Annotated in this window: 17 protein-coding genes and 2 other RNA genes; 11 read left to right on the forward strand and 8 right to left on the reverse strand. The window is 53.7% G+C overall.

The features are described 5' to 3' along the window. Positions 1-28: 28 nt before the first annotated feature. On the forward strand, positions 29-922 hold the full coding sequence (locus tag ACLQ3M_RS01475) for an SDR family oxidoreductase (RefSeq protein ID WP_411675932.1): 894 nt from the start codon (positions 29-31) through the stop codon (positions 920-922). Positions 923-980: 58 nt separating this feature from the next. Here the strand turns inward: ACLQ3M_RS01475 and ACLQ3M_RS01480 are convergent, their stop codons facing one another. The 4 genes from ACLQ3M_RS01480 to ACLQ3M_RS01495 all read right to left on the reverse strand — a co-directional run bounded on the left by ACLQ3M_RS01480 (position 981) and on the right by ACLQ3M_RS01495 (position 3,346). Continuing rightward, positions 981-1,547: a uracil-DNA glycosylase gene (locus tag ACLQ3M_RS01480; RefSeq protein ID WP_411675933.1), complete on the reverse strand. Its 567-nt coding sequence runs from the start codon at positions 1,545-1,547 to the stop codon at positions 981-983. A gap of 72 nt (positions 1,548-1,619) precedes the next feature. Further along, on the reverse strand, positions 1,620-2,399 hold the full coding sequence (locus ACLQ3M_RS01485) for a YhfC family intramembrane metalloprotease (RefSeq protein WP_411675934.1): 780 nt from the start codon (positions 2,397-2,399) through the stop codon (positions 1,620-1,622). 37 nt (positions 2,400-2,436) lie between these two features. Next, positions 2,437-3,072 carry an SdpI family protein gene (locus ACLQ3M_RS01490; protein ID WP_411675935.1) on the reverse strand — a complete coding sequence of 212 codons (636 nt, stop codon included), beginning with the start codon at positions 3,070-3,072 and terminating at the stop codon, positions 2,437-2,439. Further along, positions 3,050-3,346 carry an autorepressor SdpR family transcription factor gene (locus ACLQ3M_RS01495; RefSeq protein ID WP_411675936.1) on the reverse strand — a complete coding sequence of 99 codons (297 nt, stop codon included), beginning with the start codon at positions 3,344-3,346 and terminating at the stop codon, positions 3,050-3,052. The genes ACLQ3M_RS01490 and ACLQ3M_RS01495 overlap by 23 nt, the downstream gene beginning before the upstream one ends. Before the next feature lie 332 nt (positions 3,347-3,678). On the opposite strand from ACLQ3M_RS01495, the gene ffs reads away from it, so the two are divergent. From ffs to ssrA, 6 genes are all read left to right on the forward strand, one after another. After that, an RNA gene (ffs, locus tag ACLQ3M_RS01500) (signal recognition particle sRNA small type) lies at positions 3,679-3,779 on the forward strand. A gap of 74 nt (positions 3,780-3,853) precedes the next feature. Continuing rightward, positions 3,854-5,506, forward strand: coding sequence for a DNA polymerase III subunit gamma/tau (gene dnaX, locus ACLQ3M_RS01505; RefSeq protein WP_411675937.1), 1,653 nt, complete (start codon positions 3,854-3,856; stop codon positions 5,504-5,506). A 15-nt stretch (positions 5,507-5,521) separates the two neighbouring features. Next, complete coding sequence (locus ACLQ3M_RS01510; protein ID WP_066650029.1) at positions 5,522-5,872, forward strand: YbaB/EbfC family nucleoid-associated protein; 351 nt, start codon at positions 5,522-5,524, stop codon at positions 5,870-5,872. A 3-nt stretch (positions 5,873-5,875) separates the two neighbouring features. Beyond that, complete coding sequence (gene recR / locus ACLQ3M_RS01515; protein WP_411675938.1) at positions 5,876-6,484, forward strand: recombination mediator RecR; 609 nt, start codon at positions 5,876-5,878, stop codon at positions 6,482-6,484. 78 nt (positions 6,485-6,562) lie between these two features. Next, the gene (gene smpB / locus ACLQ3M_RS01520; protein WP_411675939.1) at positions 6,563-7,027 is read left to right on the forward strand and encodes an SsrA-binding protein SmpB; all 465 of its coding nucleotides are present in this window, start codon (positions 6,563-6,565) and stop codon (positions 7,025-7,027) included. 12 nt (positions 7,028-7,039) lie between these two features. After that, positions 7,040-7,411, forward strand: a transfer-messenger RNA (tmRNA) gene (gene ssrA / locus ACLQ3M_RS01525). A gap of 202 nt (positions 7,412-7,613) precedes the next feature. Here the strand turns inward: ssrA and ACLQ3M_RS01530 are convergent. Genes ACLQ3M_RS01530 through ACLQ3M_RS01540 form a run of 3 tightly spaced genes read right to left on the reverse strand, consistent with a single transcriptional unit; the run spans position 7,614 to position 9,945 of the window. After that, positions 7,614-7,853: a hypothetical protein gene (locus ACLQ3M_RS01530; protein WP_411675940.1), complete on the reverse strand. Its 240-nt coding sequence runs from the start codon at positions 7,851-7,853 to the stop codon at positions 7,614-7,616. Then, positions 7,850-8,824, reverse strand: coding sequence for a hypothetical protein (locus ACLQ3M_RS01535; protein WP_411675941.1), 975 nt, complete (start codon positions 8,822-8,824; stop codon positions 7,850-7,852). The genes ACLQ3M_RS01530 and ACLQ3M_RS01535 overlap by 4 nt, the downstream gene beginning before the upstream one ends. Before the next feature lie 8 nt (positions 8,825-8,832). After that, complete coding sequence (locus ACLQ3M_RS01540; RefSeq protein WP_411675942.1) at positions 8,833-9,945, reverse strand: SPFH domain-containing protein; 1,113 nt, start codon at positions 9,943-9,945, stop codon at positions 8,833-8,835. A 289-nt stretch (positions 9,946-10,234) separates the two neighbouring features. Between ACLQ3M_RS01540 and ACLQ3M_RS01545 the strand changes: the two genes are divergently transcribed. The 4 genes from ACLQ3M_RS01545 to ACLQ3M_RS01560 all read left to right on the forward strand — a co-directional run bounded on the left by ACLQ3M_RS01545 (position 10,235) and on the right by ACLQ3M_RS01560 (position 18,714). Then, positions 10,235-11,962, forward strand: coding sequence for a hypothetical protein (locus tag ACLQ3M_RS01545; protein ID WP_411675943.1), 1,728 nt, complete (start codon positions 10,235-10,237; stop codon positions 11,960-11,962). Between the two features lie 45 nt (positions 11,963-12,007). Further along, the gene (locus ACLQ3M_RS01550) at positions 12,008-16,912 is read left to right on the forward strand and encodes a leucine-rich repeat domain-containing protein (RefSeq protein ID WP_411675944.1); all 4,905 of its coding nucleotides are present in this window, start codon (positions 12,008-12,010) and stop codon (positions 16,910-16,912) included. Between the two features lie 392 nt (positions 16,913-17,304). Continuing rightward, entirely contained in the window at positions 17,305-17,799 is a 495-nt protein-coding gene (locus ACLQ3M_RS01555; protein WP_411675945.1) for a GNAT family N-acetyltransferase, read from the forward strand. 30 nt (positions 17,800-17,829) lie between these two features. Continuing rightward, positions 17,830-18,714, forward strand: coding sequence for a PHP domain-containing protein (locus ACLQ3M_RS01560; RefSeq protein ID WP_411675946.1), 885 nt, complete (start codon positions 17,830-17,832; stop codon positions 18,712-18,714). Here the strand turns inward: ACLQ3M_RS01560 and ACLQ3M_RS01565 are convergent. Then, complete coding sequence (locus ACLQ3M_RS01565) at positions 18,708-19,601, reverse strand: metallophosphoesterase (RefSeq protein ID WP_411675947.1); 894 nt, start codon at positions 19,599-19,601, stop codon at positions 18,708-18,710. The two genes, ACLQ3M_RS01560 and ACLQ3M_RS01565, sit on opposite strands and share 7 nt — an antisense overlap. Between the last annotated feature and the right edge of the window lie 72 nt (positions 19,602-19,673).

Genomic DNA, 19,673 nt, shown 5'->3' on the forward strand with positions numbered 1-19,673 from the left:
GGAAAAACAAGTGAAAGGATTGATGATTTTGGCAGAGATCAAAAGCACCTATCAGAATGCCCCGGCGGCGACGCCGACGGATTTTCCGGCCCAGCATCAGGGCAAACAGCCGGGCTGCCAGCAGCAGATGAATCCGCAGCCGGTCACCGATAACCCCGCCTACCGGGGCTGCCAGAAGCTGCAGAACCGCGTCGCCGTCATTACGGGCGGAGACAGCGGAATCGGGCAGGCGGTGGCGGTCGCCTTTGCAAAGGAGGGCGCGGACATTGTATTCGCCTTTCTGGACGAGCAGGAGGACGCGGACAAGACTTTCCAAATGGTAAAGGCGGCGGGAAGACAATGCACCGCGGTGAAATGCGATCTTCGCAAGGAATCCGGCGCGAATCAGGTCATTGAAAAAGCCATGGCTGTTTTTGGAAAAATAGATGTTCTTGTCAATAACATTGCGGTGCAGTTTCCGCAGAACGGCATAGAGCAGATTCCCTGCGAACAGCTCTACAACACCTTTGAAACAAATGTGTTCAGCTGCTTTTATATGACGAAGGCCGCCTTGCCTCATATGAACCAGGGCGGTTCCATCATCAGCACCGCTTCCGTCACCGCGTATCAGGGAAGCCCGTCTCTGATTGACTACTCCGCGACCAAAGGCGCGATCGTTTCATTTACAAGGTCGCTGTCCCAGTCAATTGCGTCCAAAGGCATCCGCGTCAATGCCGTGGCGCCGGGGCCGGTATGGACTCCGCTGATTCCATCCAGCTTCGATGAGCAGAGGGTTTCAGCCTTTGGCAAGGATGTGCCGCTCGGTCGGGCGGCGCAGCCGTTTGAGCTTGCGCCGGCTTACGTCTATCTGGCCTGCGAAGACTCAGCCTGCGTAACCGGTCAGGTCATTCACGTGAACGGCGGCGTGATTACGGAAAGCTGAACAGAAAAGGGACGGGCTAAATGCCTGTCCCTTTTCTGTTGTCGGGTTCACGAAAACATTACTCAATTCCAAGCTCGTTCATTTTATCCCGCAGCTTTAGAAAATCCTCGAAGGTGCCCGGCTTGTTGTTAGGGTTACGCAAAAGCGCCGCGGGGTGGAGCGTCGCGGTCATCAAGACTCCGTTTTTTTCGGTGAACAGTCCGTGCTCCTTCGTGATTTTAAAATCCGGACGAATCAGCTTCATCGCGGCGATACGCCCCAGACAGACGATGATTTTCGGCCTCATCAGCGCAACCTGGTTCCGGAGCCAGCCGATGCACTGCTCCTGCTCCTCCGGCAGCGGGTCGCGGTTTTTCGGCGGCCTGCATTTGACGATGTTGCCGATATAAATGTTTTTGTCACGGCTGAGGTCCACCGCGTCCAGCATTTTGTCAAGAAGCTGTCCGCTGCGCCCGACGAACGGCCTGCCCTGCAGGTCCTCCTGCTCGCCCGGTCCCTCGCCGACAAACAGGACTTTCGCTTCCCGGTTTCCCATTCCGAATACGACGTTGGTACGCCCTTCGCACAGCCCGCATTTGGTGCAGTTCAGACACGCGTGCTCCAGTTCTTCCCATGTTTGATACAACTGTAATCGCCGCCCTTTTTGTCGTTTCCTGTCTCTATTATAACATACGAAAAGGCCTTGGAAAAGGGCAGATCATGCGCTTTCGTCTGTCAATTCTTTCTTCTGAAACGCCGGACGCATTTGAAATACAAGCCACAGGCCGGCCGCGCCGACAATGCCGACGGCAAATTCGCCGGCCCATGCAGTTCCGTATTTCATGAGAAGCGGGATGACCGAATCCGTCAGGGTATGAGCGGCGAGCGCATACAGCCAGAAGCGGAATTTTCCTTCTCTGACGCCGAGAAACACCAGGACGGATGCGAAAACATGAAACAGGACGGTAAAGATACGTTCCCAGACAGCCATGTAAGCGGTGTACGGCGCAACGGCCAAAAGCGCGTCGGCAGCCGGCTTTAGAGCCGGGGCGGATGCGGGAAGAGTGCCGTTGTTCAGCATCAGACAGAAAATCAGGTTGGAAACTTCCGTCAGACCGACCAGCAGCACGGTTTCGCACAGACCATGGCCCAACCCGAACGCGACCGCGTCCCGGAAGGCCCGCTGCTTTTTCAAAAGATAACGAGCGCCGAGATAACGCGCGCCCTCTTCAAACAGCCCGGCGGTGAATGCGAGCGCAATCACATAGGGGATAAAATTGTTTTTCGCAAAGGCTTGAAACCACCCCTGTTTGCCCAGTGCGGACAGAATCGGCAGGCGCAGGCAGATTTGAGAGACAAAAAACGCCGCAGCGCCGATCCACATGGGCTTTTGGCTGATTTTGCGCTTCAGGCAGAGCACGAAAAGCAGGATTGCGGGAACAATCAGCGTGCAGACCGCCGCAAAGGCAAACGCCAATAAAACGGACAAAGAAATCATGAATATCATCTCTGGTTCTTTAAAATTTTCAATCCTCTCAGTTTCCGCGCCTGAAAATCGCGTAGGAATAAATCATCGGCACAACAACCATGATAATGAGTGAGAGATAAGACAGCCACATCCGACTGAAAATACCGGAAAGCGCAATCAGTACACCGCCCGCCACCCAGATGGGCCCCGCCATGCGGTGCGTTTTTTCCCAGTTGCTTTCGCTGGCAAGCGTCCACGGGACCCGGATCCCCATCGTATAATTGAACTTGCATTTCGGAAGGTAATTTCCGATGACGGCGATGCCGATTCCAACCAGGGCAGTGACGATCATGTTCATGTTAAAGCGAACGTCCAGAGCACTTAGGATAACAAAAATATCCATTGCGTTTGCGAGGATGACGACGAACCACAGGGAGATGCCTCTCATTTGCGGAGAGCGATCAATATTTTGGCTTCGCGGGTCAATCTTCAGCATGATTTTGACAAGCACGGCAGCCGCGAGAATGATCGCCGGAAGGGCGAACAGCCCGAATGCTTTGGAGGCATAGCCGTCCGCAGCGCCGGCGCTGTTCCAGTGGACCGCGATTTGATCCGGAACACGGGAGTAAAACGCAGCTGAAATCAAAAATGGCAGAACGGCGAAAAACCAGTAAAACAAATCACTTTTTTTCAGCTTCTTCATGGGAATCTCCTTTTTGATCCAAAAATGTTTGAAACCAGTTCAAGACTTCTTCAAAGACGGAGAGGTTCAGCTCATAAAAAATATACTTTCCCTCGTGCCGGTCGAAAACAAGTCCCGCGTCTTTCAAAATTGCCAGGTGATGGGAAACCGTTGCCCCCGTCATGGAGAAATGAGCGCCGATTTCCCCGGCGGACAGCGGCCGCGCCCGCAAAAGATTCAGAATTTCGCGCCGCGTTGGATCTGAAAGTGCTTTGAAGGTGTTTGCAAGAGCCAAGCGGTCACTTCCTCTCGTTTAGATGCTCATCTAAATGAAACAATACCATGTACTTATCAGCTTGTCAAGGTTCATATACTGCCATGATTTCACGACCTTCCGCGCGGACTTGCCGGTTGGATTTCAATGTGGTATGACAGCGGAAAGCAGTACGAATCACTGCGGGAACCTAGGAAAAGCTCCTTGAAGCGGATTGTGGCCGGAGCTTCGACAGACTTGAAAACATAAAATACGGGTTGTCTTTTCAGGAAGGATAGGGTATAATAGCAACGTGATCTTTAACACACGCAGGAGAAAGCAAGGCAGAAATGCGTGCGATGGGATATGCGGCCGGGCGGGCTCTGTGCGGCGGGGCGCCGTGAACCATGTCAGACGGGGAACCGAGCAGCATTAAGCGGAGTTGCTCCGTGCGACGCAGTTAAGTCTGTTCGTCCGCATATCCAATCGCATGAGCGCCGCGGCATCGCGGCCTGTCTTGCTTTCCGTTTTGGAGGGCGGTGATTTGGCATGTATCAGGTGCTTTACAGAAAATGGAGGCCGAAGTCCTTTTCCGACGTAGTCGGCCAGCCGCAGGTCACTGAGACGCTGAAAAACGAACTGACGTCCGGCCGTGTCGCTCACGCGTATCTTTTTACCGGTTCCCGCGGAACCGGTAAAACCACCTGCGCGAAAATTCTGGCAAAGGCAGTCAACTGCCTGGACCCGAAGGACGGGGATCCCTGCGGGGAATGTGAAATCTGCCGCGGGATCGACGACGGGTCGGTCATGGATATCGTCGAAATCGACGCGGCTTCCAATAACGGAGTCGACAGCATCCGCACCCTGCGCGAAGAAGCAAATTTTACGCCTGCCGCGGCGAAATACCGGGTTTATATTATTGACGAGGTGCACATGCTCTCCGTCGGCGCGTTTAACGCGTTGCTCAAAACGCTGGAGGAACCGCCGGCACATGTGATTTTTATCCTCGCCACCACCGAGGTTCACAAGCTGCCGGCGACGATTCTGTCAAGGTGTCAGCGGTTTGATTTTCACAGAATACCGCCGCAGGAGATTGCCGAACGGCTTACCTATGTCGCGGAGCACGAGGAAGCTTCCATTGAACCGCAGGCGGCGCTTCTGATTGCCCGTCTGGCCGACGGCGCGCTTCGCGATGCGCTTTCAATTTTGGATCAGTGCTTCGGCCGCGCCAAAACGGTGACAGAGGACGTTGTGGTGGAAACGGCCGGACTCGTCGGCCGGAATCATCTGTTTGAGCTGGCCGACGCGGTGCGCCGTCAGGATTCCGCCGCCGCGCTTGAGATGATCGACCGCCTGCACGCTTCTTCTAAGGATATGGCGAGATTGTGTGAGGAACTGTCCTCCCATTTTCGCAGCCTGATGCTGATTAAAACGATGAGAGAGCCCCGGTCGCTTCTCGCGGTGACTGATTCCGAATACGGTGAGCTGACGGAGCAGTCCAGGGCAATTTCGATTGAAACGACATTGCACGCGATTGACGCGCTGCAGGCGACACTTGAAAAAATGTTTCACGGCGGAGACCGGCGGGTTGAGTTCGAGCTTGCGATGATGCGTCTTTGTTCGCCGCAGCTGGATACTTCTGCGCAGGCGCTGCTGCGGCGGATTGAGGCGCTGGAGCATGGAGTGCCCACGCAGCGGACAGCGGCGATGCCGTCCCGGCGCGCGGCGGCACCGGCACCGGCAGCTCAAAGAGAAGAGCCGGAACCGCCCGACGCGAGCGGATGCCCTGAAGCACCGGTGCCGGGGGACATGGAAACGCCCCAAAAACGGCCTGTCTCTTCGGCGGAGCCGGAGCAGGTTATCGGTGAACTGAAAGCGGGCGCGGAACAGCTGGCCGAATGGCCGGAAATCGTACAGGCCCTGAAAAGCTATTCTCACACGGTCGCGGCGGCGTTCACCGGTTCCACCGCTTATCTCAGCGGGGAGTACGTTCTGATCGACGCCCCGAATGAAATTGCATTTAAATTACTTCGGAAACCCGAACAGCGCGAAAATATGCGTAAGGCGATTCAGCAGGTGACAGGCCGGACTTACAATCTCGGTCCATACCGGAAGCCGAAGAAGGACAGCCCGGAGGACGACCCGCTCGCACAACTGGCGCAGAAAGCGGAGAATCAGGGGATTCCGGTTGAAACGAAATAACAGGAGGAGATCACAATGAAAGCAAGATTGCCACAGGGATACGGCGGAGGCGGCGCGTCCAATCTGCAGCAGATTGCGCGTCAGGCGCAAAAGCTGCAGGAGCAAATGGCACAGACGACCCAGGAACTAGAAGAAAAGGAATACACGGCCTCTTCCGGCGGGGATGCGGTGCGCGCGACCGTGACGGGGAAGATGGAAGTGAAATCGGTTGAGATCAAACCGGAGGTTGTGGACCCGGAAGATGTTGAAATGCTTTCCGACCTGATTCTTGCCGCGGTGAACGAAGCGCTGCGTTCCGCTGCGAACGACAAAACGGAACAAATGGAAAAAATCTCGGGCGGGCTGAATGTTCCGGGGTTCTTTTAAGCGATGCCGGCCTATCATATTCCGCCCCTGTCACGTCTGATCGACCAGTTTGAGCGGCTGCCGGGCATCGGCGGCAAAAGCGCGCAGCGGCTTGCCTACTATGTGCTCGGCCTTTCCGACGACGGCGTCAAGGAATTGTCGGACGCGATTCTGGAAGCGCACAAAAAAATCCATTACTGTAAAGTATGCTGCAATCTGACGGATGAGGAGCTTTGCCCGATTTGCCGCAATCCCGCGCGCGATCATTCCGTGATCTGTGTTGTGGAGGATCCCCGCGACGTGATCGCTCTGGAGCGCACCCACGAGTTTAACGCGGTCTACCATGTCCTTCACGGCGTCATCTCCCCGCTGAACGGAATCGGACCCGATCAGTTGTGTGTGAAAGAACTGCTGGCCAGAATCGGGAAGACAGACCCGAAAGTCACAGAGGTTATCATGGCGACCAATCCGACCGTTGAAGGCGAGGCAACCGCCATGTACATTTCACGGCTTTTAAAGCCGCTCGGCGTGAAGGTTACGCGCCTTGCCTACGGAATTCCCGTCGGGGGAGACCTGGAATACGCGGACGAATTTACGCTGACCCGCGCGCTGGAGGGCCGAAGCGAAATCTGAATCCCGCCGGTTTACATAACTCTTGACAACCGGCGGGAAATATGATATTCTCTAATTCCCGGGGAAAAGGGGCTTTTTATGCAGAAGGATTCTTTCAAAACGATTGCGAAAAATAAAAAAGCCTATCATGACTACTTTGTAGAGGAGAGCATGGAGGCCGGCATCGAGCTTTGCGGGACAGAGGTGAAATCCATGCGCAATGGTCAGGTGAATCTGAAGGATGCCTGGTGCGCGGTCGACAACGGGGAACTGCAGCTCAGGGGAATGCATATCAGCCCGTATGAACACGGAAATATCTTCAACCAGGATCCGATGCGGGTTCGCCGTCTGCTGATGCATAAAAAGGAAATCCTGAGACTGTTCGGACTGGTCAAGCAGGACGGATACGCGCTGATTCCTTTGTCCGTCTATCTGAAGGGCTCGATGGTCAAGGTACAGGTTGGCCTTTGCAAGGGCAAAAAGCTGTATGATAAACGTGCCGATATGGCGGCAAGAGCGGCCAAACGCGATATGGAGCGCGCCATCAAGGACCGTAACCGTTAATCTTCATAACATGGGGATGTAAAGGCTTCGACGGGGATTGTCAACCAGGGTAAGCGAGTAGCGACGCGGAATGCTTTATTTTCGCAAAGCAATAATAAATGACAAAACTGAAAACGCTAACTATAACTACAATTATGGGATGGCGTACGCAGCCTAATTAGACTGCCGTTCTTACCGGGAGCACCGCGGCCCGGATAAGAGCGTCGATTAGCGGTGAACGTGAACCGGGGAACGCCTTTACCCCGGTCACGGCTCAAAGGCTACCAAAGCGCGAAGCCTGCCGTTGGGCGCCGCGCTGAGGGAATGTTAAATCACCGGCTACACTCGTAGAAGGCCCTGGCAAGCAATTCTCGGACACGAGTTCGACTCTCGTCATCTCCACCATAGAAATAAATAGCACAGATTCCTTTGTTTGGAATCTGTGCTATTTCTATGCAATACCGCTATGCGTTGCATAGTCACTGTAGCGGTCTCTAGACATCCCGTAGCTAGTATGGAAGAGTATACCAGGGGGCCCTCTGTTCCAAAAGTGCGTTCAACGGAAGCTTCCCTTCCGCCGTGTTTTTCGTATGTTTTTCTTTCCAATCTAGGTTTCGGAGCTCTGCTTCCGCTCCGTTTTATTTTTGAACTTTGAATCCGTCTTCGGCTTCCTGACCGCCAGATGGATTAGAAGAATCCCGGAAGCGACCATCACGATGCCTCCGAAGATGGGATTCAGCGCGAAACAGATGAAAGTGACGAGGAGCGCCACTAAGATACTGCTCAGCACACGGAGCGCACTGACCGGCGACTGGCCCTTGACCTCTCCCGACTGGCCGTTGATCATGAACTTATACGTTTTGTTTTTGAATTGATAGGAAGAGACCCAGGCGGAAGCAAGACGCTCTTAAATGTCACGTTGCTGAAAGCCGTCTGATAGCTGAGGTTCCTCACCTCGTCCGCATGGAGCGACCGCGTAATCCTCGTCCTCAGTTCTCGGTCGATCTCGCCCTGAGCGGTTTTCCAGCAATCTTCCTTACTGATGCTGTTGTTCTCCGCCAGAAAGGAGTAGAGGTATTCCTTTTGATAAGGGACAAGCTCCGTCAGATTGTACTTCAGTTTGATCAGCTTATCGTCGATGTTTTTGGAGGCGGGAATCAGGACGTCATCGAAGCTGTCGTCATAATGCCCGCTGACGGGGATCCAGCGCGTCTTCATTACCTGGCGCTCCTCCATCACCTGTTTCCCGTCGCGGTTGACCGAAACCATCTCCGTCACGAAATAATGTTTCCCGGCCTCAGCGGTGTAGTTTGAGCCTGTCGTACAGTCGTATGTAAAATGCGGGACGTAGACGCCGTAGATTCGCTGAAGGCGGTTCTGAACTCGCAGTGCCTTAGGAGCGTAGAACCGGCTTTTCACCCAATCTTTGAAATATTGCTTCGCGGTATCCGAGGAGATTTTGAACGGAAGCACGGCTTCTGGTGCCACCTCGTCGGGATTTTCGCTCTCCGTCACCAACGGGGAGCCGCAGTAAGCGCAGACCTGTGAAGTGGCATTCGCCTCCGCGACCATACTGGAACCGCAGTTGCCGCAGTGAATGACCTTGGTCGCGACTCCCCAGTCCTTTCCGCTGCTGTGGGAAGCCAGAAAGATGCGCTCCTCAACGGTTGCGCCGGCTTTCCTCACGATTTCCTGATGCGCGCCACAGTAGGGGCACACCAGCATATTATCCTCCGGGCTGAAGACCATCTCTCCTCCGCAGGAGGGACATTTGATGTGCTCTCCGCTCACATCAGCCCCGTTGTTCGTTATGTCCATATATGATATCACTCCACCTTATTCCCGCATGCCGGGCAGAATTTCGCTCCGCTTTCCAACTTTGCGCCGCAGTTCTTGCAAAATATCTCCGCCGCCTGGGGCGCACCGCACTCAGGGCAGAACTTCGCCTTTGCGGCGATCGCCGCCCCGCATTTTACGCATTTTCCCCCGGTCGGCTGGGCCTGCTTTCCGCACACGGGGCAAAATTTAGACCCTGCGGGAGTCTGCGCGCCGCAGTGAGGACACACCGAGCCCTGCTGCTGCGGCTGGGCGAAGGCCTGCGTGAAGACGGAGCCCATCGCTGCGCCGGCGCCAAGGCCGACTCCCGCGCCGGCGAGCCCACCCGGATTTTTCGCGGCGTCTTTGATGGAATCCGCAGCCTGAAACTGGGCATACTGCTGTACGTTCCCGAACATGTTCACCGCCGTCCTCTTGTCCAGCATAGCCTCCACTTCCTGTGGAAGTGAGATGTTTTCAACGTAGAAGGAGACGAGTGTCAGTCCAAACTCACTGAATTTGTCGGCCAGCTTCTGCTGCGCTTTTTCGCTGATCTCGTCGTAGTTCGCTGCGAGATCCAGCGCCGGGATCCTCAGCTCGCCCAGAAGATCCGTTAGGCCCGAGACGATCAGGCGCTTCAACTGTCCGGTGATACCCTGCGTCTCTGCCAGCCCGGAGGTGCCGGACACCTGCTTCATATAGTTCAGCGGATCACTTACCTTAAACGAATAGATCCCGTAAGCCCGCAGGCGCAGCATCCCAAATTCCGCGTCCCGAAGCATAATCGGGTTTTCGGTTCCCCACTTCTGGTCGGTAAACTGCTTTGCGTTAAAAAAGTAGACCTCAGCTTTGAACGGGGAATTGCAGCCGTAAGGCCAAGACCTCAGCTTCGTAAGAACCGGCAGATTTTCCGTGGAAAGAGTGTAAAGACCAGGGCCGAACACGTCGGCGGCTTTTCCCTCGTTGATGAACACGGCTGTCTGAGATTCCCGTACTGTCAGCTTCGCACCCATCTTGATCTCTTTGCCTTGGACTGGGAACCGATACACCATTGTGTCTTCCGAGTCGTCGACCCACTCGATCACCTCGATGAACTGGCTCTTTATAAAGTTCAGAATTCCCACACCATCATCTCCCAACAAAATTCACGCAAACATCCTTTTTATTTCGATTGCTATTATAATCCTTTTCCATTTTTCTGTAAACTCGATTTTGCTTTTTCACTGCCCGGCGAGCCCCGGAGCCGCTTTCCATAGTACAAAACAGGGGAGATAAGCACCGGTAATAATTTGCGATAGATCCTGCTCCTTCCATTGTGTCATCCTGCAATGCCAACATCTACCGGTTGTTTTCATGCAAGCCGGTCAACTATAATAAATGGGTATTCTGCCTAATTATTGAAGGAGCGTTACCATGGCTTGCATAAAATGCGGCGGCCCCACGGAAAACAACAGGACGCTATGTGAAAAGTGTTCTGCGGAAAAGGAAAATAGAAATCGGAAAAGCCCTAAATGGAGGCCAGCGATCATTGCCCTCGCATCGGTTTTTGTTGTTCTGATCGGTGCTGCCGCGGTCGGCAGATTCTTTTTTGCCCGCGACGTTATGGAACTGATTCAAGGCAAGACCAGATATGCCCAAAACATTGAACTGGCAACGGCAAAGTCAAGCGTCGGGCAAATCGTTTCCGGCCTGGACAAAGGCGTCGGTCTGTTTAAGAGCTACAGCAAGCCAAAAACAATGGATTCCGATTTACAGCTTAAGATGAAAGCTGAAGATCAGCTTTTGAAAGGTATGAATCTGCCGGAGAAAAATTTTGCACCGGTTCAACAGGCACTGAGCTATCTCAACAGCCTAAAAGTGAACGTGAGAACCATTGTCGATGAAAAGGGCACGCAAACCAGCTTCACCGTGACCGACCCCTCCGCGCTGAAACTGACCGTGGATTCTCTGACGTACAGTGATGGGAAAATGTATCTCCATATGCCGGAACTTCTGGGAAAATACATACAGGTCGGGAATCAGCAGGGCTCCGGCATCAGTCCGTACAGTTTCTCCACGATAAAATACGACCCGGCAAAGCTGCGCGCTAGTCTGGAAAAGCTTGCCGCCGTCTATGTGGATTCCCTTTCCGCGGCGAAAATGAAGGCGGAAAACAATCAGAGCGTCACCGTTGACGGCGTAACGGTTCAGGGACAGAAGCTGACGGCTTCCCTGACGGCGGAACAGACAGCGAAGATGGCAAAGGCAATCGCTCAGGCGGCCAAAAACGACGGTGACCTTTATGCTTTTGTATCCGATAATTACAGCCTGTTTTCGGCGGTTGCCGGAAATCCGGAGCCTTCGCAAAAGCTAACCAAAGATGGTTACGGCAAGCTGATTGACGAGCTTTTGTCAAAATTGGATCTGGAAAAGGACGGCTCAGCTTTTTCGGCGGTTGCCTATCTTTCCCAGAACGGGGATCTCCTGGCCCATTCCTATGAATTCCAGACGACAACAGACAAAGCGCAGCTGAATTATCTGATTAGCGACAAAAAATATGCAATTGAGTTTCTTGTGAATCAGAAAGAAGGCTTTGCTTTTACAAATACACAAACAGGCGACGGGGCCGGGAAAATGCAACTGAAGATCAAAAACGAGCAGGAACCGAAAAACATCGGTGTTACCGTGAATTATTCCGGCTGTAAAACGGTATCGTTCCTGGGCTCCGATACGATGGCCGGAAAATTAGTCGTTTCGCTTTACGACCCGGATCACGAAATAGGGAAGTACATACAGCAGGCGGGTCTGCCGGAAGCCTTCAATCAACTGGATCAGTCAACTCTGACGTTGGAAAGCGTCCCGGATGGAGATAAACTCAACAGTACGGTTCAGCTTTCCATGCCCGGCCTTCTGTCGTTCTCTCTGACCGGAAAAACGAGCGGAGTTTCCGGCGGCGCATCCGTACAGACCCGGCCGGAACCGAATCAGGTAATTGACCCCGCCAAGGATGAATCCGGTGAGGCAATGAACGAGCTTCCCATAAACGGAATTAAATTTCTGGCTCAAACACTGAAAAAGGACCCGGAACTTGCCGCGGTGCTGTCCGGATTCGGAATTTCCGAGGAGCAGATCGAACTGCTTGCCGCATTCGCTCAGGGGTAATGCCGCACCACGCGCAATAACGAATAGACATAGAAGGACGGAATTATGAAAAGAATTAAAAAATTGGGTTCTCTGCTGATGGCGCTTCTGATTCTTGTGAACCTCTTTAACGGCATGCCGGTTTTCGCTGCATCCGGAGATTTTACCATTGACGGCAGCGGCGTACTTGTAAAATACACCGGAACAGACTTCGACGTCGTCATTCCGGACGGCGTTACCTCCATAGCGGCCAACGCATTTGCTTACAATCGCACTTTGACTTCCGTAACACTGCCGGACAGCGTTACCACCATAGCGGCCGGCGCATTCCGGCAATGCAACAATCTGACCCGCGCCGCGCTCGGCAGTGGGCTGAAGAGCATCGGTGACAACGCCTTTACCGACTGTGCCTCCCTTTCGGACCTCACTTTTCCCCCGACGCTCACGGACTTTGGGCGGGAGGTATTCGACCGTACCAAATGGCTTCAGGATTACCCCTCTGAGCTCGTTGCCATAAACGGAGTTTTAGTCGCTTACAAGGGGACCGGAGGAGACGTTACCATCCCGGGCGAAATACATACGATCGGCGCTTACACGTTTTCCAGCAACCTCAGTCTGACGCACGTCACTCTCTCCGAAGGGGTAACGGAAATCGGGAACAACGCATTTGAGCGCAACCCCAACCTCACCGGGGTTACTTTCCCGGAAAGCCTGACCAAAATCGATAGCAGCGCCTTTTCAGACTGCGGCCTGACCGCCGTTACGCTGCCGAATCGCCTCACAAGTCTTGGGAGCCATGCTTTTGAGTACTGTGACGCCGTCGAAACCTTATCCATTCCCGCAAGTCTGAAGCAAATTCCAGAAAATGCTTTCAACGGCTGCTCCGCCCTGCAAACCGTGACGGTTCCCAAAGGGGTGGAAAGGCTAGGAAATTACGCGTTCGGAGCCTGTGCCGCCCTAAAAACGGTAACACTGCCGGACAGCCTGCAAACCGTGGGCGAAAATGCGTTTTCCACCTGCGGCAGCCTGACGGAGATTACCCTCCCGAATTCGGTGACCACTCTGGGGCAAAACGCTTTTCTCAAATGCTCCCAACTGAACAGCGTGACACTTTCTTCCGGGTTGACTTCCATCAATACCTGGACCTTTTTAAACTGTATCGCCCTGCATACGATTGTGATCCCGAACGGTGTGAAGCGGCTGGAATCCTGCGCTTTTCAGAACAGCGGACTGGAGAGCATCACAATTCCGGCAAGCGTTACCTACATTGACGCCGACGCGTTTGACAGCGGATTGGCGCTTACTGTTTCCGGCTATGACAACACTGCGGCACAGTCCTTTTCCGCCGCGCGTAATCTCCGCTTCATTTCTCTCGGTCCGGTGCTGAACCCGGCGGCAAGCTTCAGCCTTGACACCACCGGAACCTATCATTTCGGCAGCGGAAGCACCTACTGCTACCTGGTACGAACAACCTCCGCGACGGTGCCGACCGCGTATTCCAGCGATCCGTCGGCAGTTTCCGTCAGCAATGCGCAGAAAACCGCCGGCGGCTATCTGTTCCGCATCACGCGGCTAAAGCAGGGAACCGCCGTCATCACAACGCGAATCGGCAGCGAAGGGGCTTCCTTTACGGCGGTGGCCGGTCCGTCGGTTCGTTTAGACACGACGATTCCATTTGCGCTGAAAGAAGGCGCTTCCTATACTTTCAAGCTTACCGTGCTCGGCGCCAGCGCCGCCGCGCCGCGGTTTTCGGTGGAAAACGGCAGCGTTCTCAAAGCTCAGTACGTCGGAAAAAGCGGCCGTGACTACTTTTACAAAATTACGGCAATTGGCGGAACCGGCGATTCCTCGCGGATTTACGCATCCCTTCCCGGGGAAGAAAACGTTTCCTGCATCGTCACGGTCGCCCCTACAAACGAATTTGTCATTGACGGCAACGGGGTCCTAAAAAAGTACAAAGGTCTCAGCAACGCCGTTGTTGTACCGAAGGGCGTTACAGCCATCGGCAGCGAAGCGTTTGAAAGCACGGCGGTCACCAGCGTGGTGATCCCTTCCACAGTCACCCGGATTGAAGATCATGCTTTCGCTGACACCAAACTCCAGAGCATCACGATCCCGGACAGCGTAACCAGCATCGGCCCATTCTCCCTTTGCAGCGAGAGCCTGACCCAGGTGACGCTGCCCAAAAATATGACCGAGATTTCGGATTACGTGTTTTACCACTCCGGGGTCAAAAACCTTGTCATTCCGGAATCCGTCACGAAAATCGGCGCACACGCGTTCGACGGCTGCACCGCGTTGACCGCCGTCACGCTGCCAAGCCACCTGACGTCTGTTGGGGACAATGCCTTCGCGGGCTCCGGGCTGACCGCGGTTTCTCTGCCGGGCACTGTAACTTCCCTGGGGAACGGCACGTTCAGCGGCTGCTCTAAACTCTCGCAGGCCGTTCTTCCGAATCAGCTCAAAGAAATCGGCAGCAAGATGTTCTTCGGCGACCCGATTACGGAAATCGTCATTCCGGACGGAGTGCGGAAAATCGGCGACGAAGCGTTCCACTCCACCCAAATAAAAAGCGTCGATCTTCCAGATAGTGTAACCGACCTTGGCGAGGGAGTGTTTTCCGATTGTAAATCCCTTTTCAAAGCGGTTCTGTCAAAGCAGCTCCGGGAAATCCCGGACAATGCCTTTTTCGGCGCGGCCCTGACTCAGATCTCGATTCCGGACGGCGTGGAGAAAATCGGCGTCGAAGCATGGAAGGGAAATATGCTTCAGACGGTCTCTATACCGGACAGCGTGACGGAGCTGGGCGACAGCGCGTTCGATTCCTGTTCGAACCTGACCGAGGCGGTTCTGCCCAAACACCTCACCCGGATTGGAAACGGGCTGTTTCAAAACACGAAGCTTGCCGCAGTAACCATCCCCGACGACGTTACGGAAATTGGTTTCAATGCGTTCAGCGGCACCCCGCTGACCAGTCTCACGGTGCCCGACTGTGTGACCAAGATCGGCGAACGGGCTTTCAGCGGCTGCTCCAAGCTGACCTCCGTAACGCTCGGCAGCGGACTGACCGATATCGGGAACGGGGCCTTCCAGGGCTGCACCTCCCTGCCTGAAATTGTTCTGCCGGACGGCGTCACCAGCCTTGGCACGCAGGTTTTCCGAGGCTGCGCCAGCCTGACCTCCGCGGTGCTTCCTAAGCATCTGACGGAAATTCCGGATTTCACTTTCAACGGCACCAAGATTGCCGGCTGCACGGTTCCGGATGGCGTTGTGCGAATCGGGGCCTACGCCTTTTCTTGCAATTCGTTAAAGGAAATATCTCTGCCGGACAGTCTGGAAGAGATTGGTGATTATGCGTTTTTAGATGATCCTCTGACGGAGATTCATCTTCCGAAGAATCTGAAAAAAATTGGGGACAACGCATTTTTTGGTTCCGGTCTGAGTTCGGTAACCCTGCCGGGCAGTCTGCGCGAAATCGGCGATTACGCGTTCTACGCCTGCAGGGGGCTGAATTCCGTCACCTTCGAGCCCGGGGTTTCGGGGCTGGGCAGATTCCTCTTTGATCTTACCCCGTGGTACCAGAATCTTTCCGGAGATATGGTCATTGTAAACGATATTCTTCTGGTTTACCGCGGAAACGCTTCTTCCGTAACCGTTCCCACCGGAGTCACGCAAATCGCCTCGCAGGCCTTCAACTGCAACCGGTCACTTTCGCGGGTCACTCTGCCGAACGGGCTGACGGAAATCGGGAGGGAGGCCTTCAGCTCCTGCGAAAACCTCTCAAACATCAATTTTCCCTCCAGCCTGAAAAAGATCGGAGACAATGCCTTTGAGAGAACCGCTCTTTCGATTGTCCAGCTTCCCGAAGGTTTCACAGACCTGGGGAACGGTGCGTTTACGTTCTGCGATTCGCTCAAAACGGTCTCGATTCCCTCCAGCCTTGAGCAGTTCGGGAACGGGGCGTTTGAAAACTGCAAGAATTTAACTGCGGTTTCGCTTGCAGACGGGATCAGAAGCATCGGCGATAGCGCGTTCGGTGTGTGTCATAAACTGGACGAAATCAATCTTCCGGACAGCATTATGAAAATCGGCGGTTCTGCCTTCTTCGGCTGCGAGAGCCTGAAAAGCGTTCATGTCCCGAACCGACTGCCATGGATTGAGGATTCCACCTTTGCCGGCTGCCATTCTCTTTCCTCCGTAACGATTCCGGACACCGTGACCAGCATCGGTGAAATGGCGTTCAGCGAGTGCTATTCTTTGGGAACCATCACCATTCCAAAAACCGTTGCCTCGATCGCCGACACCGCGTTCCTGGCTTCCTTTGTCCCGAATCCGGGTGAGTTCGGCCGCGGCCTTTTCATTCAGGGATACGAGGGCACCGCGGCCCAATATTATGCCAACAACAACGGACTCCCGTTCGTCACCCTCGGCGTTGTCGGTCATCCCCTAAAACATTTCACACTGGATACCACCGGGACTTATAATTTCGGTGACCGAAGCACCTACTGCTACATGGTGCGGACCGCCTCCCCCAACGAGCCGCTGGTGCGCTCCAGCGACCCGGACGTCGTATCCGTGAAATTGGAAAAGAAGGTGTCCGGGGGATATATTTTCCGTATCAACCGTCTGGCACAGGGAACCGCCGCGATTACCACGACGGTCGACTACTTTGAAAGCCTTGCCTTCCTCGCAAAGGCGGGACCTTCGGTCCGGGCGGATACCACAATGCCGTTTTCACTGAAGCAGGGCGCAGGCTACACCTTCCGGATCACCGTGCTGACGGCGGGCGCCCCCAATCCGCAGTTTTCGGTAGGCAACGGCTCGGTATTTCAGACGCAGATGGTGAAACAGAACGGCAGGGATTATTACTTTAAAATTACAGCCATTGGAATCTCCGGGCAGGAGACCGGAATCTACACAAAAATGCCCGGAGAGGATGCGGTCCGGCACTGCATCGTGAAAATTGCTTAAAATTTGAGACGGTGAAGCCGGACATTTTCCGGAAAGTAAATCACGCGGTACCTGAATGGCAAAAGGATGTCGATTATCCACTCGACATCCTGATTGCTTGTTTCGGACGGGAAAACCACCGCAGTCAGAAGACGGGTTTTCCTCCAAGAAAGCCGCCGAAAGGCAAAAGGCGCCGGTCACGGCGCCTTCTGCGGACGCACGGTATTTTTCGGTCGAATCGGGGCCGGAAGATACCGTGCGTTTGGCCGGAAGGACAACCTCAAGGACCTTGAATGGATTCATATGGAACACATCGCGGAACGGCCAGTTCCACGCGGCGGCCGGGGCTATCTATTTTGTTTCCTGTGTGCTATAATGACGGAGAAATATCAGGGAAAAAGGAGGCGCTTCTCGTGGCGGTGGAAACGGAAAGATTGATTTTAATTCCTTTATCGGCGCGCCGGTTAAGGCTTTGGCTGGAGGATTTATCCGCGCTGGAAAAAGAACTTGGCTGTGTTTATGATGCTGAACCGCTGAAGGATCATCTTTATGAGATTGTGAAAGGGCAGCTGCCGATTACCGAACAAGACGAACCGAATTATCCCTATCACAGCTTTTGGCTTCTTGTCCGCAGGGAAGACCGCGTTGTGGTAGGTTCCGCCGATTTTAAAGCGCCCCCCGATCAAAATGGGGAAGTGGAAATCGGGTACGGGTTGGGAAACAAATACGAACACCACGGCTATATGACGGAAGCGGTTCAGGCGATGTGCGAATGGGCTTTCAAACAGGAAGCGGTAAAGCATGTAACGGCTGAGACGGAAATCGGCAACCTTCCGTCCCAAAAAGTCCTGACCCGCTGTGGATTCAAACTGATTAAGCAGGGTGATACTTACTGGTGGAAACGGTAAATACGGCGATTGTATTTAGGAGGATGAGCAATGAAAGAAGCATTTTGTACGGACGGCAACTGGTACAAAGGAAATTTACATATGCATACGCTTCGTTCCGACGGGCACCTTTCTCCGGAGCAGGCCGTGAAACGCTATCAAAAGGCCGGGTATGATTTTGCCGCCCTGACGGATCACTGGATTCAAAACGAATGTGAAACGACGAAACGCTTTCTGCTTTTAAACGGGTGCGAATGGGATACGGGAGATATGGTAACAACGCCGGTGTTTCATATTGTCGGAGTGGGAATGGACTCTAAAGTTTCTTTGGAACGGTCGCTTCCGCCGCAGAAAATCATTGATGCGATCAATGCGGCGAACGGAATCGCGATTCTTGCGCACCCCGCGTGGTCGGTTACCAATCCCGCGGACTGCCTTGGCCTGACCGGTCTTGGCGGAGTGGAAATCTACAATTCCGTCTCCGGCCTGCCATGGAACGGCGAACGCGCGGACTCCGGCGTTTATATCGACATCTGGGCTTCCATGGGGAAGTTCTTTCCCTGCATGGCCGCGGACGACAGCCATTTTTATCAGGGCGAGGAAACCCGTTCCTACATTATGGTGAACGCGCGGGAGCTCACGCCGGATTCCATAAAAAGCTCCATCAGAAACGGAAACTTCTATGCTAGCCAGGGCCCGGAGTTTCATTCCTTAAGATTCAGCGGCGACACGGTGAGCGTCGAATCCTCCCGTGTGGATACAATCATCTTTAACAGCAATACCGTATGGTGTCAGGACAGGGTCTTTACCGGGGGCGTAACCGGCGCGGCCTACCGGATGAAACCCACCGACAAATACGTGCGCGTCATCCTGATCGATTCACAGGGCAGAAAAGCCTGGTCTTCCCCGATTCCGGTCAACGGAGAAGCTCATTGATTCCGGATTTTTCTCGGCGCGGCGATCAATTCCCGGTCGACAAACACGGACCCGTCGTCCTTGGTTTTCAGCCCCCATTTCATCAGTGAAATTTCAGAGTGAACGATTTCGATGCAGGTAATGCAGTCCGGATGGATACAGCTGCCCGTGTTGAAGTAGGGAACCTCGTCCTCATCCGGGCAGGTCGGCCTGTGGGTGTGGCCCGCAATTACAATCTGATGACGGTCGGCGGCCCAGTCGATGATCTTCCTCTCCACTTTCTTTTTCTTGTCATAATTTTTCGCGGCGCTGGTTGGGTCCTTTAAACCGAAGAATTCGAGACGTCTCCAAACATATCGGGAAAGAAATCTCCCGACTCGCCAAAAGATGTCGCTGACGATGTCGCCCTGATGACCGTGGACCAGAAACAGCTTTACCTGGTTGTCGATGTCCTTTAAAATCAGGCCCTCGTGAATTTCAGCATTTTCAAAAAGGCCTTCAAAGGTGTCCGTGTTCGTGTTGTAGTATCGGTCCAGATTGTTTTTGCGAAAGGCAGGATACCTTTTCACAATATCGTGGTTTCCGTAAATCATGTAGTACCGGTTTTCGGAGTAGAACTGATGCAGCAGTTCAAAAATATCCGCGTAGATCGTACAGATGCCGGAAAAATGACGGTTTTTCCACAATTCGTCGCTGTCCCCAAGATCAATATAGGTAAAACCGTTCCGGTAATAATATTTGATCGCGCAGTAGTAAAGGCTCTGGTTGTGGCTGAAGTCGTCAACCCAGCTTCCGTCGCCGCGATGGCAGTCGCTGATCAGAACGATTTTTGAAGTCCGGTCAAACGGCAGCTCCGTCGCTTTTTGATATACTTCCGTTAATCGGTGATAAGTTGAAAAAGATGACATTCCCATTTCCTTATATGAAATATTTTAAATGGATTGATTCCTTTCTTTTTATGGTATCCTAATTTCAGAAAA

The organism is Caproicibacter sp. (assembly GCF_046707225.1).
In the GTDB taxonomy this organism is placed as follows: domain Bacteria; phylum Bacillota; class Clostridia; order Oscillospirales; family Acutalibacteraceae; genus Caproicibacter.

Coding starts and splice junctions, on each gene's coding strand:
- ACLQ3M_RS01510 (WP_066650029.1), top strand. CDS start 5,522: ATGAAAGCAAGATTGCCACAGGGATACGGCGGAGGCGGCGCGTCCAAT.
- ACLQ3M_RS01560 (WP_411675946.1), top strand. CDS start 17,830: ATGAAAGAAGCATTTTGTACGGACGGCAACTGGTACAAAGGAAATTTA.
- ACLQ3M_RS01530 (WP_411675940.1), bottom strand. CDS start 7,853: ATGATCAACGGCCAGTCGGGAGAGGTCAAGGGCCAGTCGCCGGTCAGT.
- ACLQ3M_RS01490 (WP_411675935.1), bottom strand. CDS start 3,072: ATGAAGAAGCTGAAAAAAAGTGATTTGTTTTACTGGTTTTTCGCCGTT.
- recR (WP_411675938.1), top strand. CDS start 5,876: ATGCCGGCCTATCATATTCCGCCCCTGTCACGTCTGATCGACCAGTTT.
- dnaX (WP_411675937.1), top strand. CDS start 3,854: ATGTATCAGGTGCTTTACAGAAAATGGAGGCCGAAGTCCTTTTCCGAC.
- ACLQ3M_RS01565 (WP_411675947.1), bottom strand. CDS start 19,601: ATGTCATCTTTTTCAACTTATCACCGATTAACGGAAGTATATCAAAAA.
- smpB (WP_411675939.1), top strand. CDS start 6,563: ATGCAGAAGGATTCTTTCAAAACGATTGCGAAAAATAAAAAAGCCTAT.
- ACLQ3M_RS01545 (WP_411675943.1), top strand. CDS start 10,235: ATGGCTTGCATAAAATGCGGCGGCCCCACGGAAAACAACAGGACGCTA.
- ACLQ3M_RS01550 (WP_411675944.1), top strand. CDS start 12,008: ATGAAAAGAATTAAAAAATTGGGTTCTCTGCTGATGGCGCTTCTGATT.
- ACLQ3M_RS01485 (WP_411675934.1), bottom strand. CDS start 2,399: ATGATTTCTTTGTCCGTTTTATTGGCGTTTGCCTTTGCGGCGGTCTGC.
- ACLQ3M_RS01535 (WP_411675941.1), bottom strand. CDS start 8,824: ATGGACATAACGAACAACGGGGCTGATGTGAGCGGAGAGCACATCAAA.